We start from the raw sequence: 18,445 nt of genomic DNA on the forward strand, positions 1-18,445 counted from the left end.
TGACTTGTCAGTTGATGAACCCATCTTCCTTCAAGCGTTCCAACGCAGCCGTTACTGCTGGTTCAGGGAAGCTGGCACGTTTGTGGTCGTTCCAAGCTTCTAATGCGCGTGACATATCAGGCTGAGTCGTAATGCCTTCAGTGACCGACAAGAAGTGCACACTTGCCAAAAGTTCCATACCATACGGACTTTCATAACCTTCGATGAGAAGTGAAAGTTTCTTGATGGCGTCGGACACACCCACATCATTTGATCTCAGATACTCATCAGCCGCAGCGTACGTTCCGGATGTCACAACGACTTCGCGGTCTTCGCTGGTATAGCCACAGATGTAGTGCTTCGCTTCCATCGCCTTGAATGCTTCATGTAGAGTCACGGAATATGGTCCGTATTGCTGCTTTGAAAACTGAAGACCGAAGTCAATGCCAAGCACTTGTAAGAAGTACGCGATCTTTTGCGCAGTTAGCCTCGTGAGATGCCCACCGAAGAATTTTTCAAGTTCGGCGAACGCGACCATCATGGAGGCACGACCCGTAGTTAGATCATTGGGAACATGTGCTTGCTCAGGTTGTGCTGACTGATCTGCTGGTCCGAAGATGACGAAATGCACGTCAGGTAGCTGTGATGCTGCCTGTTCGATAAGCGGCCTAACGTCAGCCCAGTCGAGACCTCCGTTACCGCATCCGAGTGGTGGTATCGCTACAGATTTTATACCCAATTCGCGTATTTGATCGATGAAGTCCACAAGGCCATCTTTGACGTATTCAATCTTTGACCGCGAACGCCAGTGCTGCTTCGTTGGAAAATTGATCAGGAACCTATGCTTGCCATCGTCGAGAAAATCGTTGTTGTCGAACACGAACATTTGCCCTGGGGACAGCTTATTGTCGTCGCACAGGCTCTTATAGGCTTTGAAGTTGTCAGGCCAGCGGCGTTTGAACTCTAAGGCTACACCTTTCCCCATCACACCGACGCAGTTCACGGTGTTCACAATGGCCTCGGTGGGCGCTTCAAACATATCGCCGTTTTTGTATTCGATGGTCATGACTAAAAGTAACACCCAGGTTTCACGTACACAGGTATTTGTGTGTTCGATGCCTTAACCCAAGCCTCGACCTCCTCCAAGTGCGTATCGCTCTTCAACACGATGCACGAAACTTCATTCATCTGCAAATGATCCTGCACCATGAACTCTGCCATGCGCTTCTTACTGCGCATTTGATGTTCGACAGGGTAGTCACGGTCATGTTGCCAGCGACATACGCCAGCATAGCCGATTTCTGGAATGCGACCCATCTTCGGGTTGTCGTCGAAAAGACTCCAGTCAACGTGCGTTTCCAGTTCATCATGGTTGTTGTTGTAGGTTGCGGGAAGACCTGAGTTGCAGGCGATGTCGGTATACCAACACGTCCGTCCAGAGCCGAACAATGCTGCTGGTTCCACCACAAGGTATGCCACATCGTCCATTGTTGCAATTCCAAGGTTCTGCCCGTCTGGTGCCTTGAGAGGCACATTTCCGATATGGATCGAGTATGCCATTTTCGTGCAAGGGGAAAAGTAGAACGGTACGAAGTCATTCACGTTTGAACCGCATGGTGTCGTGAACTCTGACGAACCGCGTCGGGCCACAATGTCATCGAAAGAGATGCGGTAACCCGCTTGAACATTCGGATTATTCTTCGCAAACAAACGACCAGAAGACAAATATGCCTGCAAATTCTGGTGATGCGTCATACGAAAAAGGAAACGAGATGGTGACAATGCAACGGTCCAATTATTTCAGGGATAACTTATCTGTTGATTAACACGGCGACTGCATCTGTGCCAGCGCAGCCGCAAACCGCTTCGCCAATTGGTGCGGCGGTCGCGGATGCGGACCAATTTGCTACACCTAAATGGTGACAATCATTCACTTTCGGTCATGACGCACTCCCGTCACTACCGAATACTTATGAATTTATCACTAGACCTGAAACGGGCCGTTTCTGACAAAACATCGATACCACCCTTCTGGTTTCGATACATTCAGTCACTTTTTCGATACATATAAGAAAAACATCCATAGACCACCTCTCAAAAATCCTTCGAAAATAAGGATAATTGCGAGTATTAGAGCTTATGGTGAATTCGATTCCAGGGTCGCCCACCACTTACAAACATGACCACCCCCGCGAGAGAGAGACTATTGCCCTCTACTTTTAGGGTTATTGTTTCCAAATCCCTCCAATACCCTTGGAAGGCGCACAAGATTGTATCTATAGTGGCAACAAAATAGCGAGATCCGAGCAAATCCCATGGCCAGAAAACCGAAGAAACCTCAAAATTTCAATGTTTTCGTAGTCGGTCAAGCAGGGCGATTGCAATATGAGGCGCTGCTATTCGTCGCCTCGTTGCGCGAATTCAGCCCAGATTTCAAAGGCCGCGTTATCATAGCCGAACCGCAGCCCGGCCCGCTTTGGCCTCGTGATCCTCGCATGGATGATGCTCTCGTGCTCGAAGCGCTCAATGCACTCGAAGTCGAGATCATACCGTTTGAAAGCAAGGCCTTCGGAAATGCATACGCCTACGGAAACAAGATCGAAGCGCTCATGGCATTGCCAAAGGGTGAGCCGTTCGTATTCTTTGACACAGACACACTGATCACCGGTGATCTCGCCTCAGTGCCGTTTGATTTCAACAAGCCCTCGGCCTCGCTGAAGCGTGAAGGCACGTGGCCCACTCTTGAGCTATACGGTCCGGGCTATGGCCAGATCTGGAAATCACTCTATGACAAGTTCGGGCTGGATTATGAAAGCTCGCTCGACATGTCGCAGCCTGATGAATACTGGCGGCGCTATCTCTATTTCAACGCAGGCTATTTCTACCATAAATGTCCGCATGAATTTGGCGAAAAGTTTCTGCAATACGCCTTGGCAATACGCGATGACGCTCCCCGCGAGCTTGTCTGTCAACCCATGGACCCGTGGCTTGATCAAGTTGCCCTCCCCCTTGTCATTCATGCACTGGGGGGCGGCCGTAACACTCTGCAAGACGGCTATTTGGACGGTGCTGTGAGTTGTCACTATCGTCTTTTTCCAATGCTCTACGCACGCGAGGCCGACCACGTTGTAGAGGCACTGGAACAAGTCTGCGCGCCCAACAAGATCAAGAAAGCCCTCAAAGCCTACAACCCGATCAAACGCATGGTCTATCAAGGCCGAGGCCATAAAGTGCGTGATTTATTTGACCAGAACGATTTACCACGCAAGGAACAAGCGATCCGCAACCGCATCAAACGCGAAGGCTTCTGGATGCGATGACCGAGGCTTACGATTGTGATGTATCTTGTCGGCGGGGTTGGCTCTGCTCTGCACCAGATCTACCTCAAAGCGCGGTAACGTTTTTCTCTGGACGGCGCACAGAGGCGCACAACCGTTCTGCGCAGCGCGCTTTATCAGCGCGCATGTTCTTCATGAAATACCCGCAGTTGTGGGCGCGCTGAACATTGCCTAATCTGCGTTCAAACACACAAATGGGAGGCCAAAATGGCTTACGGATTCGACACCCTTCAAATTCACGCAGGCGCAGTGCCAGATCCTGCAACAGGCGCACGACAAACACCAATCTACCAGACAACAGCTTATGTTTTTCGTGATGCCGACCACGCAGCCGCCCTCTTTAACTTGCAGGAAGTCGGCTACATTTATTCACGCCTGACCAACCCCACGGTTGCCGTTCTGGCCGAGCGCATTGCAACACTTGAGGGTGGCCAAGGTGCTGTCTGCTGCTCGTCAGGCCATGCCGCCCAGCTCATGGCCCTTTTCCCGCTAATGGCTCCTGGCCGCAACATCGTTGCCTCATCGAGGCTCTATGGCGGAACGATCACCCAGTTCAGCCAAACGATCAAACGCTTCGGCTGGTCGGCCAAGTTTGTTGACTTTGATGATCTGGACGCGGTCAAAGCGGCCATCGACGATGACACCCGCGCAGTTTTCTGTGAATCCATTGCAAATCCGGGCGGCTACATCACCGACCTCGATGCAATTTCTGCCATCTCGGATGCAGCCGGCATCCCGCTCATTGTCGACAATACCTCAGCCACACCTTACCTCTGCAACCCGATTGAGCACGGCGCAACGCTGGTTGTCCACTCCACCACAAAATACCTCACAGGTAACGGAACAGTCATGGGCGGCTGCGTTGTTGACAGCGGCAAGTTTGACTGGTCGGCATCCGATAAATTTCCCTCGCTGTCCGAGCCCGAGCCCGCTTATCACGGCCTCAAGTTCCACGAGACTTTTGGCGCATTGGCCTTCACCTTCCACGGCATCGCCATCGGTCTGCGTGACCTTGGCATGACGATGAACCCGCAGGCTGCGCATTACACGCTTATGGGTATCGAAACCCTGAGCCTGCGCATGGAGCGCCATGTGCAGAACGCTGAAAAGATTGCGGGCTGGCTCGAAGGCCATGACGCCGTGGATTACGTGACTTACGCGGGCCTCAAATCCTCGCCATATTACGACCGGATCGAGCGAATTTGCCCTAAAGGGGCTGGCGGACTGTTCACCATCGCGCTCAAGGGCGGGTATGACGCTTGCATCAAATTTGTCGACAACCTCGAAATCTTCAGTCACGTCGCCAATCTGGGTGACACACGCAGCCTTGTGATCCATTCTGCCTCAACGACCCATCGCCAGCTGACCGCTGAACAACAGGAAGCAGCAGGAGCCGGGCCAAGTGTCGTACGTATTTCCATCGGTATCGAAGACCCAAAAGATCTGATTGCAGACCTTGAGCAGGCGCTCGCCAAGGCCGGCGCATAAGCGCAAAAGAAGCGTAATTTAGCCAGATGTCGCCGTGACGCAGCCATGGCGGCATCTGGTCTGTTTTATTCATCAAGGTATTGATATAATAAGAGCTAATAGCGTTGTGATCGGCTTTAAGGCGGTTGTATGAAACCCAATTTTGCTCTGACATTATCCTTTGAAGGCATCGGCCTTCTGCACAGATCTGATACCGGTTGGGACCGGGTCGGAGAAGTGCCTCTTGATGTGCCTGATCTGCCTCAAGCTTTGAATTTGTTGAAGAAAACAGCAAGCGAGCTAACTTCGGATGCGCTCAATGCAAAGCTGGTTTTACCATCTGAACAGATAAAATACATCCGTCTGCCTGCACCTGAAGGCGGACGCGATGCGCAGGAATCTGCTGTGCGCGCCGCGCTTGATGGGACGACTCCCTACGCACTCGACGAGTTGTCTTATGACTGGTCCGAATCTCACGGTGAACTCACAGTTGCCGCCGTAGCGCGCGAAACTCTGCGTGAGGCCGAGGGCTTTGCCCGTGAAAACGGGTTCGACCTTGTATATTTTGCAGCACAACCCGAGGCCGAAGAGTTCTCGGGGGAACCATTCTTCGGCAAATGTGAAAGCTACGCCGCTGAAAGCCCCGTGGAACGCGACAATGAGGCGGTCAAAGTGACGGGTGTGGCGCGGATGCCCGATCCTGTTACGGAGCCAAAGCCCTTCCCGACAGCGCCCACAGAGACCAAATCAGACGATACATCAAACAACGAAGCTGCCGTGCTCCCCCCCGTAACGGACGAGTTTTCCGCGCCTGAAAAAGCGCCTGAAATGCTTGAAAACAAAGCACCTGAACCGAAGCAACCTGAGCCAGAGCAGGCTCCTCCCGCCGCCGCTTTTTCATCGCGGCGCAGTGAGGGCGGGGACGGCGCACCGCCTGTGCTGTCCGGTGTGACACGTCATGAAACGGGCCAAAAGCCCAGTGCCGTTGCGCCAACTATTCCTCTGCCTGCGTCTGAAAGCGAGACACCCGAAAAGGCGCCGCTTGCGCCGCCCATGCCCAAAGCCGCACCGGCGCCTATTGCCGGTGCTGAACGAAGCGCCATGTCTTTTTTTAGCCGGCGCAGTTCAGATACAAAAGCTCCCGCAGGCAAAATCGCCCCCCCCCCGCCTGCTGCGGCCCGTAAACACAACGACTCCCCAACGCCGCCTTTGCCTGCCCCCCCACCTAACATTGTACCGCCCTCCCAGAGCGAAAAGCAGCGCCTCACGGTCTTTGGCGCACGCAAACCCGAGAAGCTTGAAGCACCCGTTGCTGTTATGGGTAAACCACGGTTTTTAGGGCTTATTTTAACGGCAGTTCTGCTCGTTTTCCTTTTGGGTGTTGCCGCTTGGGCCTCCATTTTTGTCGGCGAAGGGCTGTCTCGTTTCCTCGGCAGCGAGCGCACCGATGTAGCGACTGCGCTGCCTGATCTTGATGAAACCGAGATTGAGGGTGAAGAGGCGATGTTGCCCGAAAATCCGCTGGAGCTTGCATCCCTTTCGGGCACGCCCGAGGGGATAGTCGAAAACGGCGACGCGCGCGCAACTGTCCAGCCGGTTTCCCCCATCACAGTTCAGGAAGCCCAGGAAAATTATGCAGTTACAGGCATTTGGACCCTGCCACCGAGTGCGCCTGACGCGCCCGCTCTGGTGCGGGATGATGACCTTTACATCGCCTCGATTGACAGTGAAATCGGGTCTCAAGATGCGATTGCGCTGCCACCTTTGGCGCTTGAGCAGGTTGATGGTGGGCTTGGAGAACAGGCCAATCCTTCTGCGCAGGGCCAACAGTTTGAACTGAACGAAAACGGTCTTGTAATCGCCACGCCAGAGGGCGCGATCTCGCCAGAAGGACACATGGTCTTCGCAGGAAAACCTCCTTACTTTCCAAAGTCTTACCCTGACAGAAGTGAGGCTCCCGAGGCTGTTGAAGAGGCTCCGAACGCGCTTGCGGCATTTCGGCCCAAGGCGCGGCCTGAGGGGCTGGAAGTGGCCAATGAGCGGGCCAATCTGGGCGGTTTGAGCCTGAATGAACTGGCTGCGATTCGACCCAAGCTGCGCCCGCCTTCGGCCACGGAAATTGCCGCCGCTGTGCCCCGCGCGGAGCCTGATCCTGCCCCGAGTGCCGAGCTAGAGGCCGCTATTGAAGAGGCGATTTCCCAAGCTGTTCCGCCCACGGCCGGAGCGGTTGTGATCAGGGTTCCGAACGCGGACACGCGCGACCTTGACCCGAACGCTACACCACAGGCTGTAGCCCGTTCCGTGAAGCCCAAGGATCGCCCCCGCAACTTTGACCGCATCGTCAAGCAGGCTGAAAGAAACCAGCAAGAAGAAGAGGTTACGCAGGTTGCAGCGGTTGCGCCCCGCACTGTTGCACCGGCCATTCCGTCACGCTCCTCGGTTACCAAACAGGCCACAGTGCGCAACGCAATCAACCTCAGACGGGTGAACCTGATCGGAGTTTACGGCAAGCCGTCGAGCCGCCGTGCACTCGTCAGATTGTCTAACGGTCGCTACCGCAAAGTCGCTGTCGGTGACCGTATTGATGGGGGTCGCGTCTCGGCCATTGGCGACACCGAACTGCGCTATCAGAAGAACGGCCGTGATGTGACTTTGAAGATGCCGAAAGGCTGACCTGAAGATCAGGTTAACGCGGCGATTCTACCTGTTAAGCTTTACCGAAGCCGTAAAAACAGGGGGGTGATATGTGTGCACCATGCGTGCACACCCCGTGCACCGCCTGAAACGGTTTTTTATTTACCGAAAATTGATTAATACAGCGTGCGCTGCCTGCCCGCTGCGCCCGAAGGAGCCGCACCCACTATGAGCGATCTGAGCGTCTACGGCGGGCTTTTTCTATCCGCCTTTTTGGCAGCAACCCTCTTGCCTGCGCAATCCGAACTGGTGCTGGCCTCGCTGCTGGCATCGGAAAGCCGCAGCGCAGCGGTGCTGATTTTGGTGGCGAGTTTTGGCAACGTCTTGGGCGCGCTATTCAACTACTGGATCGGGCGCGGCGCGAATGCGCTTCAGGGCAAGCGCTGGTTCCCCATCGGGGCCGAAGCTCTGGCGCGGGCGGAAGGCTGGTATCACCGATACGGGCGCTGGTCATTGTTGCTGAGTTGGGCGCCTGTGGTCGGTGATCCGCTCACTTTGGCGGCGGGTGTGCTGCGCGAGAACATTTGGGTGTTTCTCACTCTGGTCACGCTGGCCAAAACCGGGCGCTATCTTGTGGTGGGCGCGCTTGTCTGGGGCTGGCTGTAAAACAGTTGCAGCGCGCAGTTGCGAGGCCAAGGGTGATCTGGATGTGAAAGCTCAAGCCCGCATGTGGCGGCTTCCTGCGCAACTCAACGCGCGTTACGAAAATGTTACGCGGGTTTCTCGCATTATTTACCTTACTACCGTAAGCTCGAAGCATGAGAGACCAAATTGATTCAAAACTTATCACCGCTTTACAGGAAAACGCGCAACTGACCTCGCAAGAACTGGCCGAGCGGCTTGGCCTGTCGGCCAGTCAGGCGGCACGGCGGCGTCAGAAGCTTGAGGCGAGCGGTGTGATCCGGGGCTATCGGGCCGAGCTGGATGCCGCAGAGCTCGGGCTTGGCGTACAGGCGTTTGTGCAGGTGCAGCTGCTCAACCACGACAGGAAAATAACGCAGAGTTTCAACAAATTGATGGTTTCGCAGCCCGAGATTGTCTCGGCTTGGGCAATGACCGGCGATGCGGACCTGCTGCTGAGGATTTACTCTAAAGATCTTGCCTCGCTAAATGCCCTCATCCATGACATTCTGCTGGCGCACGGGGCGGTGAGCCGTGTGCACAGCCAGATAGTCATGAACCAGATCAAACAAGACGCGCCGTTGCCAGCTTAATGCACTCAATGCTTTTACTCCCTACGATTTATCTTTTGGCAGCGGTCATTGCCGTGCCTCTTGCCTCGCGTTTGGGGCTTGGCTCGGTCCTTGGGTATCTCAGTGCTGGCGTGCTGATCGGGCTTATGCCCGGCCTTGGCGAAGCCACCCGCAGTTTGCAGCATTTTGCCGAATTCGGCGTTGTGATGATGTTGTTTATAGTCGGGCTTGAGCTGACGCCCGGCACCCTTTGGGCGATGCGGCACAAGCTTGTCGGGCTGGGCGGTTTGCAAATACTGCTGACGTGCCTTGCGGTGTTTGTTGCCGCCTCGGCCTTTGGACTGGCGTGGCAGACGAGCCTTGCCATTGGGCTGGTGCTTGCGCTGAGTTCGACTGCTATCGTGCTGCAAACGCTGACGGAAAAGGGACTTGTGCAGACATCCGGGGGGCGCTCTGTTTTCTCGGTTCTGTTGGCGCAGGACATTGCCGTTATCCCGTTTCTGGCGCTTATTCCCTTGCTGGGTGTGGCAGGGCTTGCCGCGATAAACGCGGATGGCTCGATTGCGCTGGCCAGCGAAGAGGCTGTTCATGATGCCACTTTATTCGAGAGCCTGCCTGCCTGGGGCGTGACACTCGCCACTCTGGCCACGATTGCTGTTGTGATTGTGGCGGGCATGTTCCTGAGCAAGCCGCTGTTTCGCTATATTCATGCAACGCGCTTGCGCGAGATGTATACGGCACTTGCCCTGCTGATTGTGATTGGCAACGCTTATATCATGACCCTTTTGGGCCTTTCACCTGCTTTGGGCGCGTTTCTGGCGGGGGTCGTTCTGGCGAACAGCGAGTTTCGCCACGAGCTTGAGAGCGATATCGAACCTTTTAAAGGCCTGTTGCTGGGGTTGTTCTTCATCACTGTTGGTGCCTCGATCAACTTTGAGGTTCTGACGGCAGAACCCGCTTTGTTGCTGGGGCTGGCCTGCGGGTTGATTATGTTGAAAGGAAGCGTGCTGTTTGTGCTTGGCTACGGTTTCGGCTTGCGCAAGCGGGAGCTTTGGCTCTTTACGCTGGCACTGGCACAAGCGGGGGAGTTCGGCTTTGTGCTTGTGTCGTTTGGCGGGCAGCAAGGGGTGTTTGGTGACTCTCTTGGCAACCGTCTGAACCTGATTATCACCCTGTCGATGCTTATGACGCCGATGTTGTTTCTGGCGTATGATTTTGTCTCCAACCGTTTTGAAGGCGTAAAACACGTCAGCGAGCCTGACAAGATCGACAAGCAAGGCGCGGTGATTATTGCCGGAGTGGGCCGCTTCGGGCAGATCGTGAACCGGCTTGTCGAGAGCAGCGGGTTCAAGACCGTGGTTCTGGACAACAACCTCAAGCGCATCCAGCTGATGCGCAACTTCGGGTATCGCGCATTTTTGGGCGACCCGACACGCCCCGAGCTTTTGCGCGCGGCTGGCTTGCGCGATGCGGCTGTTCTGGTTGTTTCGCTGGATGATGTGGAAGCAGGATTGCGGCTGGTGCGCCATGCGCGCAAGGAGCGGCCGGATATTCATATCATCGCGCGGGCCCGTGACCGCCACCATGTTTTTGCGCTCTATGAGGCCGGAGCTAATGACATTGTGCGCGAGCTTTTTGACAGCTCGTTGCGCGCGGGGCGCTATGTGCTCGAAAACGTGGGCATGACGGAATATGAAGCGGCCGAGGCCGAGCAGGCGTTTTATGCCCATGACCGTCTGGCGCTGAAGGAACTGGCGGAGCTTTGGAAGCCCGATCAGGACATGAGCACCAACGAGGCTTATCGCAAGCGCGTGCGCGAGCTGGAGAAAGAGCTGGAACTGTCGCTTCAGGCTTTGGCCGAGGGCAAGAAGAGCGATTAAGCGTTTTGCTGTGCTGCCAGATCAGCCAGCGCCGGGCGTGGGAGCGCTTCAAACACTTGCAACGTAAGCACGCGTGCCCTGTGGCCAGCCCAATCTGCGCCAAGCAATACTTCGTGCACCTCGGGTTGGCGCAGAACGATGCGGCGCCAGTAGTGTAGCACCAGAAACCGCAGGGCGAGCCTTGCTTCATCAGTGAGCCCTTTGCCCTCAAGCGCCGGCACGAGAGCATCAAGTGTTTGCTCATAGAGTGCGAACTCTTCAAGGACCTCATCGGTCGTCAGCGCTGCGCGCATCCACTCGGGCACATCGGCAGCTGGCAGGCTGAGCGGAGCGCCTTCTGCAGGCTTAGCGGACACAAGAATGTTCGGCCCGATAAGGGCCGTTTTGGCGCGGCCTTCGGCAGCGGCATCTTCGATCAGTTCGATTTGCCAGTCGGCCCCCTGCCCGCTTTGCACATTGCGGTAGATACGCGCGTAGGCGGCACGGGTGAGCGCCTCGCCTGTTTCAGACAGGTGATAGGCAGAGCGGCGGCCCGTTCTCACGGCCTCAAGCCAGCCGTCCTTGCGCAGGCGATGCAGCGCGACGCGCAAGGCCTCGGGCTTCACGCCAAAGGGCGCTGTGAGTGCCGCAAGAAGCTGGCTGTCTATCAGGTCGACTTTCGCGGGCGCGATATCGCCAAAAATAGTCACGATGAGCGACCACGTTTTCAGGGGGCCCTGCGCGTGCAGGGCCGTGAAGGTTGTGTCAAAAAGCTCTGATGCACCCGAGTTCATGCAAGAACAGTAGCGCGGGCGCGTCAGGCGTTAAAGGGTATTCCCTGTCAAATCGCATTCATGGTGAGGAGTTCATAGCTTGCGCAGGCTTCATCATCCTGATTGGTCAGGCTGACATGCCAGCGCACCTCGCCGTATTCCTCGTTGCGGGTTGTTTTACGCTTGACGGTGAGCGCAACTTTGATGGCATCACCAGCGACAACCGGCTTCATGAAGCGCAGGTTATCAAGGCCTGTATTGGCCAAAACCGGCCCTTCGTTGGGCTCCACAAAGAGGCCAGCGGCGAAGCTGATGAGGAGGTAACCATGCGCCACACGCCCCGGGAAGAAGGGGTTTCGCGCGGCGGCCTCTTCATCCATGTGGGCATAGAAGGTATCGCCCGTGAAATTGGCGAATGTCTCGATGTCTTCGAGCGTGATGGTGCGGCTTGCCGTGTGCAGCGTTTCACCCAAGGCAAGCTCGCCAAAGCGGCGGGTGAAGGGGTGTGCGGGGCCGATGGTTTGCGTGGCCCCCGGAACCCATTTCTGGCCAATGCTTGTGAGCATGTCGGGGCTGCCCTGAATGGCCGTGCGCTGCATGTAGTGCATGACACCGCGGACGCCGCCCATTTCCTCGCCGCCGCCTGCGCGGCCCGGTCCGCCGTGCACCATATGCGGAAGCGGTGAGCCGTGGCCGGTGCTTTCTTTCATGGAGTGACGGTTGTTGATGTAAATGCGCCCGTTCCATGGCGCAGCCTCGGCAACGAAGGATGAAGCGATATCGGCATCTGCGGTGATGAGCGAGGTGACAAGACTACCCTCGCCTTTCGCCACAAGCGAAGCCGCGTGAGCCAGATCGCGGTAGCCCATAACGGTGCTGACGGGGCCGAAAGCCTCGGTTGCGTGCACCTCTGTGGCGGTGTCGGGGTTTTCGCAATGCAGGAGCACGGGGGAGACGAATGCGCCCTCTGTTGGAACGCGGGCCTCGTCGCGCCATACGATCTTGCTCTCGGTGGCGAGCTTGTCGATCATCGCCAAGACATCGCGTTTCTGGCTGGCACTGACGAGCGCGCCCATCTTCGTGCCCTCTTCGCGCGGATCGCCGATTGTGAGGGTGTCGAGCTTGGCGGAGATCGCTTTTGTGACAGCCTCAACCTGCGCTTCGGGAACCATGATGCGGCGGATCGCGGTGCACTTCTGGCCTGCCTTGGCGGTCATCTCGCGGGTGACTTCCTTGATGAAGAGGTCAAACTCTTCCGTCCCGGGGGCGGCATCAGGGCCAAGCACCGAGGCGTTGAGGCTATCTTGCTCGGCGATAAAGCGCGTAGAGTTTTTGGCGATATTGGGGTGTGAGCGCAGCATGAGCGCGGTTTGCGCGGAGCCTGTGAAGCTGACCACATCCTGAGGGCCGAGGCCTTCGAACAAGTCGCCCACACCGCCCGAAATGAGCTGCAATGCGCCTTCGGGGAGGATGCCGGACTCGAGCATGATTTTGACCGCGAGCTCGGTGACATAGGCTGTCGAGCTTGCGGGCTTCACAATCGCGGGGACGCCTGCGAGGAGGGTTGGTGCGAGCTTTTCCAGCATGCCCCAGACGGGAAAGTTGAAGGCGTTGATATGAACGCCGACACCGCGCAGGGGCGTGCAGATGTGCTGGCCCATAAAGGTGCCGTGGCGGGAAAGCTGCTCCAGCTCGCCATCGACATAGACATGTGCTTCAGGCAACTCGCGGCGACCTTTGGAAGCGAACACAAACATCGTGCCGATGCCGCCGTCGATGTCGATCAGGTGATCTTTTTGCGTGGCGCCGGTGTGAAAGCTGAGATCATAGAGCGCTTGTTTGTGCTCGCCGAGGTGCATGGCGAGGGCTTTGACCATCTTGGCGCGCTCGTGGAAATTGAACTTGCGCAGAGCCGGCCCGCCGACTTCGCGGGCATGGGTGAGCATGGCCAATGTATCGAGCTTGCTTGAGCCGATGCGTGCAAAAGGCGCACCTGTAATGGCGCAGTCCACGTTACGGGCGGCATCATCCGGCTGGACCCACTGCCCCACCGCGTAGCTTGCAATCTCTTTCATGGCTATCTCCCTTTTCTCATGGTTGCATAATTTATTGACCAACCGTTCGGTTTATGCAAGCTTGATCTTGAACCGAAAGCTTGGGAGGGTGTTATGTCGGATACTATTTTGGTGGTGAAACACCCGCTTTGGCACGAGATTACGCTAAACCGTGCGGATAAGCTCAACTCTTTTAACGAGGAAATGCACCTTGCTTTGCGCGCAGCTTTGGAAGCTGCGCGAGACGAAGGCGCGCGGGCTGTGCTGCTGACGGGTGCGGGGCGCGGCTTTTGTGCGGGGCAGGATCTGGGCGACAGAGACCCCAGCAAGATGGACGGGCCACCCGACCTTGGCGAGACAGTGCGCAGGTTTTATGCGCCTTTGGTCAATTTGATACGGTCGCTGGAGTTTCCTGTGATCTGCGCCGTCAATGGCGTTGCTGCGGGGGCCGGGGCCAATCTGGCGCTGGCGTGTGATATGGTTCTGGCCTCGGATAAGGCGAAGTTTATTCAATCGTTCAGCAAGGTTGGCCTGATCCCCGACACGGGCGGGAGCTTTCATTTGCCCCGCCTTCTTGGAGAGGCGCGTGCCAAGGGACTGGCCTTTACCGCGCAGCCGATGAGCGGACAACAGGCCGAGGACTGGGGCCTCATCTGGAAATGCGTTGAAGATGCGCAGCTTATGGACGAGGCGCGCGCGCTGGCGGAGCAGCTTGCGAGCGGGCCGACACTTGGCTTGAGCCTGACCAAAGCGGCCATTCAGGCGGCTGCGGTGAACACGCTGGAAGAGCAACTCGAGCTTGAGGCAGGCTATATGAAGCGCTGCGGCGAGAGCCATGATTACGCCGAGGGCGTGAGCGCGTTTCTGCAAAAACGCGCGCCGGAGTTTAAGGGGAAATGAGCATGACACCGAAGGAACGCGCCGAACGCTCGGCTGCGGCGATGTGGGACGGCGACAAAGCCTCCGAGTGGATCGGGATGGAGCTTGTGAGCGTGGATGAAGGCGTGGCTGTGCTTGAGATGACGGTGCAGAAGCATCACACCAACGGCCACAAAACCTGCCACGGCGGGGTGAGTTTTATGCTGGCGGACAGCGCTTTTGCCTTTGCGTGTAACTCGCGCAACCAGAACACTGTCGGGCAGCACACGTTTATGAGCTATCTTGCGCCGGGCTTTGAGGGCGACCGTTTGCGCGCCGAGGCGCAGGAAGTGTCCCTGACAGGGCGCAGCGGGATATATGATGTGGTTGTGAGCAACCAAAAGGGAGAGGTGCTTTGCGAGTTTCGCGGCATTTCACGCGCCGTTGCCGGCACATTGTTTGACGAATCTGAGGGAGAAAAACGATGAAAGACCTGACACCGAAGAAGAGCGATCTGGACCCGATCGAGATTGCCTCGCGGGACGAGATTATGGCGTTGCAGCTTGAGCGGATGAAGACCACGCTGAAGAGCGCTTATGACAACGTCCCTATGTATAAAGAGCGCTTTGATGCCGCCGGGGTTAACCCTGACGATCTGAAAAGCCTGAGCGATCTGGCGAAGTTTCCGTTTACTTACAAAGACGATCTGCGCGCCAACTATCCCTTCGGGCTTGCTGCTGTGCCACGCGAGGAACTTGTGCGTATTCATGCCTCATCGGGCACAACGGGCAAGCCGACCGTGGTTGTTTACACGCAGAACGATATTGATGTCTGGGCAGAAGTTGTGGCGCGCAGCTTGCGCGCCTCGGGGCTTAAACGCGGTGATACGGTGCACAATGCTTACGGCTATGGCCTGTTTACCGGCGGGCTTGGTGCGCATTATGGTATCGAGCGTTTGGGCGCGACTGTTGTGCCTATGGGCGGCGGACAGACTGAAAAGCAGGTTGGCCTCATCACCGATTTCAAGCCGCAGGGGATTATGGTGACACCCTCTTATATGCTCAATATCCTTGAGGGCTTTCACAAGGCAGGGATCGACCCGCGCAAGAGCAGCCTTGATGTGGGCGTCTTTGGCGCGGAGCCTTGGACGAACGCCATGCGGCTTGAGGTAGAAGCGGCCTTTGATATGCATGCTGTTGATATTTATGGGCTTTCCGAGATTATGGGGCCAGGTGTGGCCAATGAATGTGTGGAAACCAAAGACGGGCTGCACATTTGGGAGGATCACTTCTACCCCGAAGTCATCAACCCCGTCACAGGCGAAGTGCTGCCTGATGGAGAGGAAGGCGAGCTTGTGTTTACCACCCTCACCAAGACAGGGATGCCGATGATCCGCTACCGCACACGCGACCTTACCCGTCTGATGCCGGGCACGGCGCGCTCAATGCGGCGGATGCAGAAGATCACCGGACGCAGCGACGATATGATCATCCTGCGCGGTGTGAATGTCTTTCCGACGCAGATCGAGGAGCAGGTTATGGCCACAGGCGGGCTTGCGCCCTACTTCCAGATCGAGCTGTATAAATCGGGCCGAATGGATGCGATGCGGGTGTTTGTGGAAGCCAACCCCGATGCCGCCGACAACCTTTCGCGCACAGCGGCGCAGCGAATGTTGACCAAGCATATCAAGGATATGGTGGGCGTGAGCACCGAGGTGATTGTGGGGGATCCCGGCTCGGTCGAGCGCTCGCAAGGCAAGGCCGTGCGCGTAGTCGATAACCGCGACAAGGGGTAAGGCCTTGGCACGGACACAAGCGAAGGACCACGCGGCCAAACAAGAGGCCATTCTGGAAGCGGCGGCGCGGGTGTTTGCCAGCGAGGGGTTTGATCGCGCCTCGATGGCGGCGCTGGCGCGGGAAGCCGGTATTTCGAAGGCCAATATCTACCACTATTACGACAGCAAGGATGCTTTGCTGTTTGACCTGCTCGACAGTCACCTCAAGGCGCTGCGCGACAGGTTGGTGGCCGTGAAACTCGAAGGGTTGAGCCCACCTGAAAAGCTGGCGGCGCTTTGTATCGAAGTGCTTCTGGCCTATCAGGGTGCAGACAATGCCCACCGTGTGCAAAGCACGGGGATGGACCATCTGCCCGAGGACGAGCGGCAAATTCTCGCGGCGTATCAGCGCGATATGGTGCGGCTTGTCTCAAGCGTTGTCGCCGAGAATGCGCCCGAGGTGTTTGAACATGACCCGGCCAAGCTGCGCCAGGTGACCATGTCGGTTTTTGGCATGTTGAACTGGCATTACATGTGGAACGCGGGCGCGGACGATGCTGCGCGCCGTGCTTATGGCGCGCAGGTGGCCCAACTGACGCTGGGCGGGCTTAAGGCTCTTTAGGCAGGTGCTGCAAGGCCATGCACGGCGAGCGCGGCACTTGCCTTTTTCGCCCATTCGGCCCCCTGCTCTGCTCCGCTGGCGCTGCGCAGGCCTTGGGCTTTGAGCTTGGCGAGTTTGTCATCCGATGCAGCCGAGAAGCTCGCCGCAACGCGGGGCCACCAATAGGCAACGCTGGCTTCAACTTCGGGGCGTGCATCCCCTTCGACAAGCTTTGCAACGCCTTCGGCGGCAAGCTCTGTATGGCGTGCCTCGCGCGGGGCAACTTCGCGCAGGACTTCGGCCAAGGGCTGATAGGAAACCTGCGCCATATCAGCGAGTTGCACATCAACTGCAAGACCCATGAGCAGGTTCATCACCACGGCATCTGTCCAGCCCGTGAGCGGGTAGTTGAACAGCGCAAGACGCATATCATGCTCAGAACGGGTTGCGCCGATATCGGCATCACGCGGCAGGCGGGCTGACCACGGGTGATGCCGCTCGTAGCGGGTTGCGTCGGCGCCGAATTCGCTCATCAGGGCAAGGACGCGCTCGGCGTGATCGGTCTTTTCAAGCACAATCCGCGCGGCGGCGATGCGCTCTTTGATACCCGGGCCTGCGTTGATCACATCGGCAAAACCTGCGGCGCCAGCGAGTTCGCTGTCTACAAAAGTAGCCATGAGCTTCATCAGCTCGGCGCGGTAGCGCGGCGGCACGTTGCTTGGGTTGCTCAAGACTCCGCCTTCGGCGAGGTAGCTTTCGATATCCATTTGGGCCTCCTGATTATTGGTCATAATCGACTTTCACATTCGCGCTCACCGGGAAGGTTTGGCAGGAGAGAACATAGCCTTTCTCGACTTCGTAATCTTCCAGCGCATGGTTGGCGCGCATGTCGACTTCGCCTTCGATCACACGGCAACGACAGGTGGAGCAGACCCCTGCCTTGCAGGCATAGGGCGCGTCCATGTTGCCTGCGCGGGCGATATCAAGGATGCTTGTTTCGACGTCAGCTTCCATCGTTTGGGTGGCACCATCGAGTGTGACTGCAAGGGTGATTTGCGCGGCAGCGGCGGCGGCTTTTGAAGCGGCTGGCTTGGCGAGGCGACCGGGCTGGGACGAAGCGAAGAGCTCGAATTTGATCTGGGCCTCGGTGAGGCCGTGATCCTTGAGCGCCTTGGCGATGCCGAGCATCATCGGCTCGGGACCGCAAATAAAGGCAGTGTCGACCGACGCAATGTCGATCCATGATTTGAACAGCTCGGCGCATTTCTCTTCAGTCACGCGGCCGGAGAAAAGCTCGATATCCTGCGCGTCTTGCTCAAGGATATGGATGACATTGAAGCGCCCCATGTAAAGGTTTTTCAGGTCTTCCAGCTCTTCGCGGAACATGATCGTGCTGACGCCGATATTGGCGTAGACCAGCGTAAAGTCGGCGTTTGGCTCAGCCTCCAGCGTGGTTTTGATGAGCGAGAGAACCGGCGTGATGCCCGACCCTCCGGCAAAGCCGAGGTATGTTTTGGAGGTGCTGGCGTCGAGCGGGGTGAAAAAGCGGCCCATGGGCGGCATGGCCTCGATGCGTGCGCCAACGGCGAGGTCTTCGTTGGCCCAGGTGGAGAAGGCGCCGCCATCGACGCGCTTGATGCCCACTTGCAGGATGCCCTCGCTTTTGCCCGAGCAGATCGAGTAGCTGCGGCGGATTTCCTCGCCGTCAAAATCGCGACGGAAGGTGAGATACTGGCCTTGGGTGAAGTCAAACTCTGACGCCGCGCCGTTGACGGGCTTCAGAGTGACAACAACAGCGTCGCGGATGGTTTTGCGGACATCTGTGACTTCGAGTTCATGAAAGCGGGGCATGTTT

General features: G+C 57.1%; 16 protein-coding genes. 10 read left to right on the forward strand and 6 right to left on the reverse strand.

What is annotated here, in order from left to right; all coding sequences use genetic code 11:
- Positions 1–7: 7 nt before the first annotated feature.
- Both OE750_RS09590 and OE750_RS09595 read right to left on the reverse strand, forming a co-directional pair.
- Positions 8–1,045 (reverse strand): macro domain-containing protein, encoded by a 1,038-nt coding sequence (locus OE750_RS09590; RefSeq protein ID WP_263763931.1) that lies wholly within the window; start codon positions 1,043–1,045, stop codon positions 8–10.
- Between the two features lie 2 nt (positions 1,046–1,047).
- Complete coding sequence (locus OE750_RS09595) at positions 1,048–1,734, reverse strand: DUF4433 domain-containing protein (RefSeq protein WP_263763933.1); 687 nt, start codon at positions 1,732–1,734, stop codon at positions 1,048–1,050.
- A 560-nt stretch (positions 1,735–2,294) separates the two neighbouring features.
- Between OE750_RS09595 and OE750_RS09600 the strand changes: the two genes are divergently transcribed.
- The 6 genes from OE750_RS09600 (at position 2,295) to OE750_RS09625 (ending at position 10,551) form a co-directional block, all read left to right on the forward strand.
- Positions 2,295–3,299 (forward strand): hypothetical protein, encoded by a 1,005-nt coding sequence (locus OE750_RS09600; RefSeq protein WP_263763935.1) that lies wholly within the window; start codon positions 2,295–2,297, stop codon positions 3,297–3,299.
- Between the two features lie 225 nt (positions 3,300–3,524).
- Positions 3,525–4,805: an O-acetylhomoserine aminocarboxypropyltransferase/cysteine synthase family protein gene (locus tag OE750_RS09605; protein WP_263763936.1), complete on the forward strand. Its 1,281-nt coding sequence runs from the start codon at positions 3,525–3,527 to the stop codon at positions 4,803–4,805.
- A gap of 129 nt (positions 4,806–4,934) precedes the next feature.
- Positions 4,935–7,457: a hypothetical protein gene (locus OE750_RS09610; protein WP_263763938.1), complete on the forward strand. Its 2,523-nt coding sequence runs from the start codon at positions 4,935–4,937 to the stop codon at positions 7,455–7,457.
- A gap of 189 nt (positions 7,458–7,646) precedes the next feature.
- A complete protein-coding gene (locus tag OE750_RS09615) occupies positions 7,647–8,084 on the forward strand; it encodes a YqaA family protein (protein WP_263763940.1) in 438 nt (145 codons plus the stop codon).
- Positions 8,085–8,236: 152 nt separating this feature from the next.
- On the forward strand, positions 8,237–8,692 hold the full coding sequence (locus tag OE750_RS09620) for an Lrp/AsnC family transcriptional regulator (RefSeq protein WP_263763942.1): 456 nt from the start codon (positions 8,237–8,239) through the stop codon (positions 8,690–8,692).
- The gene (locus OE750_RS09625; protein ID WP_412176214.1) at positions 8,692–10,551 is read left to right on the forward strand and encodes a monovalent cation:proton antiporter-2 (CPA2) family protein; all 1,860 of its coding nucleotides are present in this window, start codon (positions 8,692–8,694) and stop codon (positions 10,549–10,551) included. The genes OE750_RS09620 and OE750_RS09625 overlap by 1 nt, the downstream gene beginning before the upstream one ends.
- Here the strand turns inward: OE750_RS09625 and OE750_RS09630 are convergent.
- Both OE750_RS09630 and paaZ read right to left on the reverse strand, forming a co-directional pair.
- Positions 10,548–11,324 carry a PaaX family transcriptional regulator C-terminal domain-containing protein gene (locus tag OE750_RS09630; RefSeq protein WP_263763946.1) on the reverse strand — a complete coding sequence of 259 codons (777 nt, stop codon included), beginning with the start codon at positions 11,322–11,324 and terminating at the stop codon, positions 10,548–10,550. The genes OE750_RS09625 and OE750_RS09630 overlap by 4 nt on opposite strands.
- 47 nt (positions 11,325–11,371) lie before the next feature.
- The gene (gene paaZ / locus OE750_RS09635) at positions 11,372–13,378 is read right to left on the reverse strand and encodes a phenylacetic acid degradation bifunctional protein PaaZ (RefSeq protein WP_412176215.1); all 2,007 of its coding nucleotides are present in this window, start codon (positions 13,376–13,378) and stop codon (positions 11,372–11,374) included.
- 93 nt (positions 13,379–13,471) lie between these two features.
- Here paaZ and paaG point away from each other — a divergent pair, with 93 nt between their 5' ends.
- The 4 genes from paaG to OE750_RS09655 are packed head-to-tail and all read left to right on the forward strand — an operon-like array spanning position 13,472 to position 16,611.
- Positions 13,472–14,257 carry a 2-(1,2-epoxy-1,2-dihydrophenyl)acetyl-CoA isomerase PaaG gene (gene paaG, locus OE750_RS09640; RefSeq protein WP_263763948.1) on the forward strand — a complete coding sequence of 262 codons (786 nt, stop codon included), beginning with the start codon at positions 13,472–13,474 and terminating at the stop codon, positions 14,255–14,257.
- Positions 14,258–14,259: 2 nt separating this feature from the next.
- On the forward strand, positions 14,260–14,703 hold the full coding sequence (gene paaI, locus OE750_RS09645) for a hydroxyphenylacetyl-CoA thioesterase PaaI (protein ID WP_263763951.1): 444 nt from the start codon (positions 14,260–14,262) through the stop codon (positions 14,701–14,703).
- Positions 14,700–16,010 (forward strand): phenylacetate--CoA ligase PaaK, encoded by a 1,311-nt coding sequence (gene paaK / locus OE750_RS09650; RefSeq protein WP_263763953.1) that lies wholly within the window; start codon positions 14,700–14,702, stop codon positions 16,008–16,010. Before paaI ends, paaK begins: the two co-directional genes overlap by 4 nt.
- Positions 16,011–16,014: 4 nt before the next feature.
- Positions 16,015–16,611 carry a TetR/AcrR family transcriptional regulator gene (locus OE750_RS09655; protein WP_263763955.1) on the forward strand — a complete coding sequence of 199 codons (597 nt, stop codon included), beginning with the start codon at positions 16,015–16,017 and terminating at the stop codon, positions 16,609–16,611.
- Here OE750_RS09655 and OE750_RS09660 read toward each other — a convergent pair.
- Both OE750_RS09660 and OE750_RS09665 read right to left on the reverse strand, forming a co-directional pair.
- Positions 16,608–17,357 carry a Phenylacetic acid catabolic protein gene (locus OE750_RS09660; RefSeq protein ID WP_263763957.1) on the reverse strand — a complete coding sequence of 250 codons (750 nt, stop codon included), beginning with the start codon at positions 17,355–17,357 and terminating at the stop codon, positions 16,608–16,610. The two genes, OE750_RS09655 and OE750_RS09660, sit on opposite strands and share 4 nt — an antisense overlap.
- A gap of 13 nt (positions 17,358–17,370) precedes the next feature.
- Complete coding sequence (locus OE750_RS09665; protein WP_263763959.1) at positions 17,371–18,441, reverse strand: 2Fe-2S iron-sulfur cluster-binding protein; 1,071 nt, start codon at positions 18,439–18,441, stop codon at positions 17,371–17,373.
- Positions 18,442–18,445 lie beyond the last annotated feature (4 nt).

This window comes from Lentibacter sp. XHP0401 (assembly GCF_025751535.1).
Classification (GTDB): Bacteria; Pseudomonadota; Alphaproteobacteria; order Rhodobacterales; family Rhodobacteraceae; genus Lentibacter.

Bases quoted from the DNA above. Each gene is read 5' to 3' on its own strand.
- paaG (WP_263763948.1), top strand. From the start codon at position 13,472: ATGTCGGATACTATTTTGGTGGTGAAACACCCGCTTTGGCACGAGATT.
- OE750_RS09630 (WP_263763946.1), bottom strand. From the start codon at position 11,324: ATGAACTCGGGTGCATCAGAGCTTTTTGACACAACCTTCACGGCCCTG.
- paaZ (WP_412176215.1), bottom strand. From the start codon at position 13,378: ATGAAAGAGATTGCAAGCTACGCGGTGGGGCAGTGGGTCCAGCCGGAT.
- OE750_RS09660 (WP_263763957.1), bottom strand. From the start codon at position 17,357: ATGGATATCGAAAGCTACCTCGCCGAAGGCGGAGTCTTGAGCAACCCA.
- OE750_RS09610 (WP_263763938.1), top strand. From the start codon at position 4,935: ATGAAACCCAATTTTGCTCTGACATTATCCTTTGAAGGCATCGGCCTT.
- paaK (WP_263763953.1), top strand. From the start codon at position 14,700: ATGAAAGACCTGACACCGAAGAAGAGCGATCTGGACCCGATCGAGATT.
- paaI (WP_263763951.1), top strand. From the start codon at position 14,260: ATGACACCGAAGGAACGCGCCGAACGCTCGGCTGCGGCGATGTGGGAC.
- OE750_RS09615 (WP_263763940.1), top strand. From the start codon at position 7,647: ATGAGCGATCTGAGCGTCTACGGCGGGCTTTTTCTATCCGCCTTTTTG.
- OE750_RS09625 (WP_412176214.1), top strand. From the start codon at position 8,692: ATGCACTCAATGCTTTTACTCCCTACGATTTATCTTTTGGCAGCGGTC.
- OE750_RS09605 (WP_263763936.1), top strand. From the start codon at position 3,525: ATGGCTTACGGATTCGACACCCTTCAAATTCACGCAGGCGCAGTGCCA.
- OE750_RS09595 (WP_263763933.1), bottom strand. From the start codon at position 1,734: ATGACGCATCACCAGAATTTGCAGGCATATTTGTCTTCTGGTCGTTTG.
- OE750_RS09620 (WP_263763942.1), top strand. From the start codon at position 8,237: ATGAGAGACCAAATTGATTCAAAACTTATCACCGCTTTACAGGAAAAC.
- OE750_RS09600 (WP_263763935.1), top strand. From the start codon at position 2,295: ATGGCCAGAAAACCGAAGAAACCTCAAAATTTCAATGTTTTCGTAGTC.
- OE750_RS09590 (WP_263763931.1), bottom strand. From the start codon at position 1,045: ATGACCATCGAATACAAAAACGGCGATATGTTTGAAGCGCCCACCGAG.
- OE750_RS09665 (WP_263763959.1), bottom strand. From the start codon at position 18,441: ATGCCCCGCTTTCATGAACTCGAAGTCACAGATGTCCGCAAAACCATC.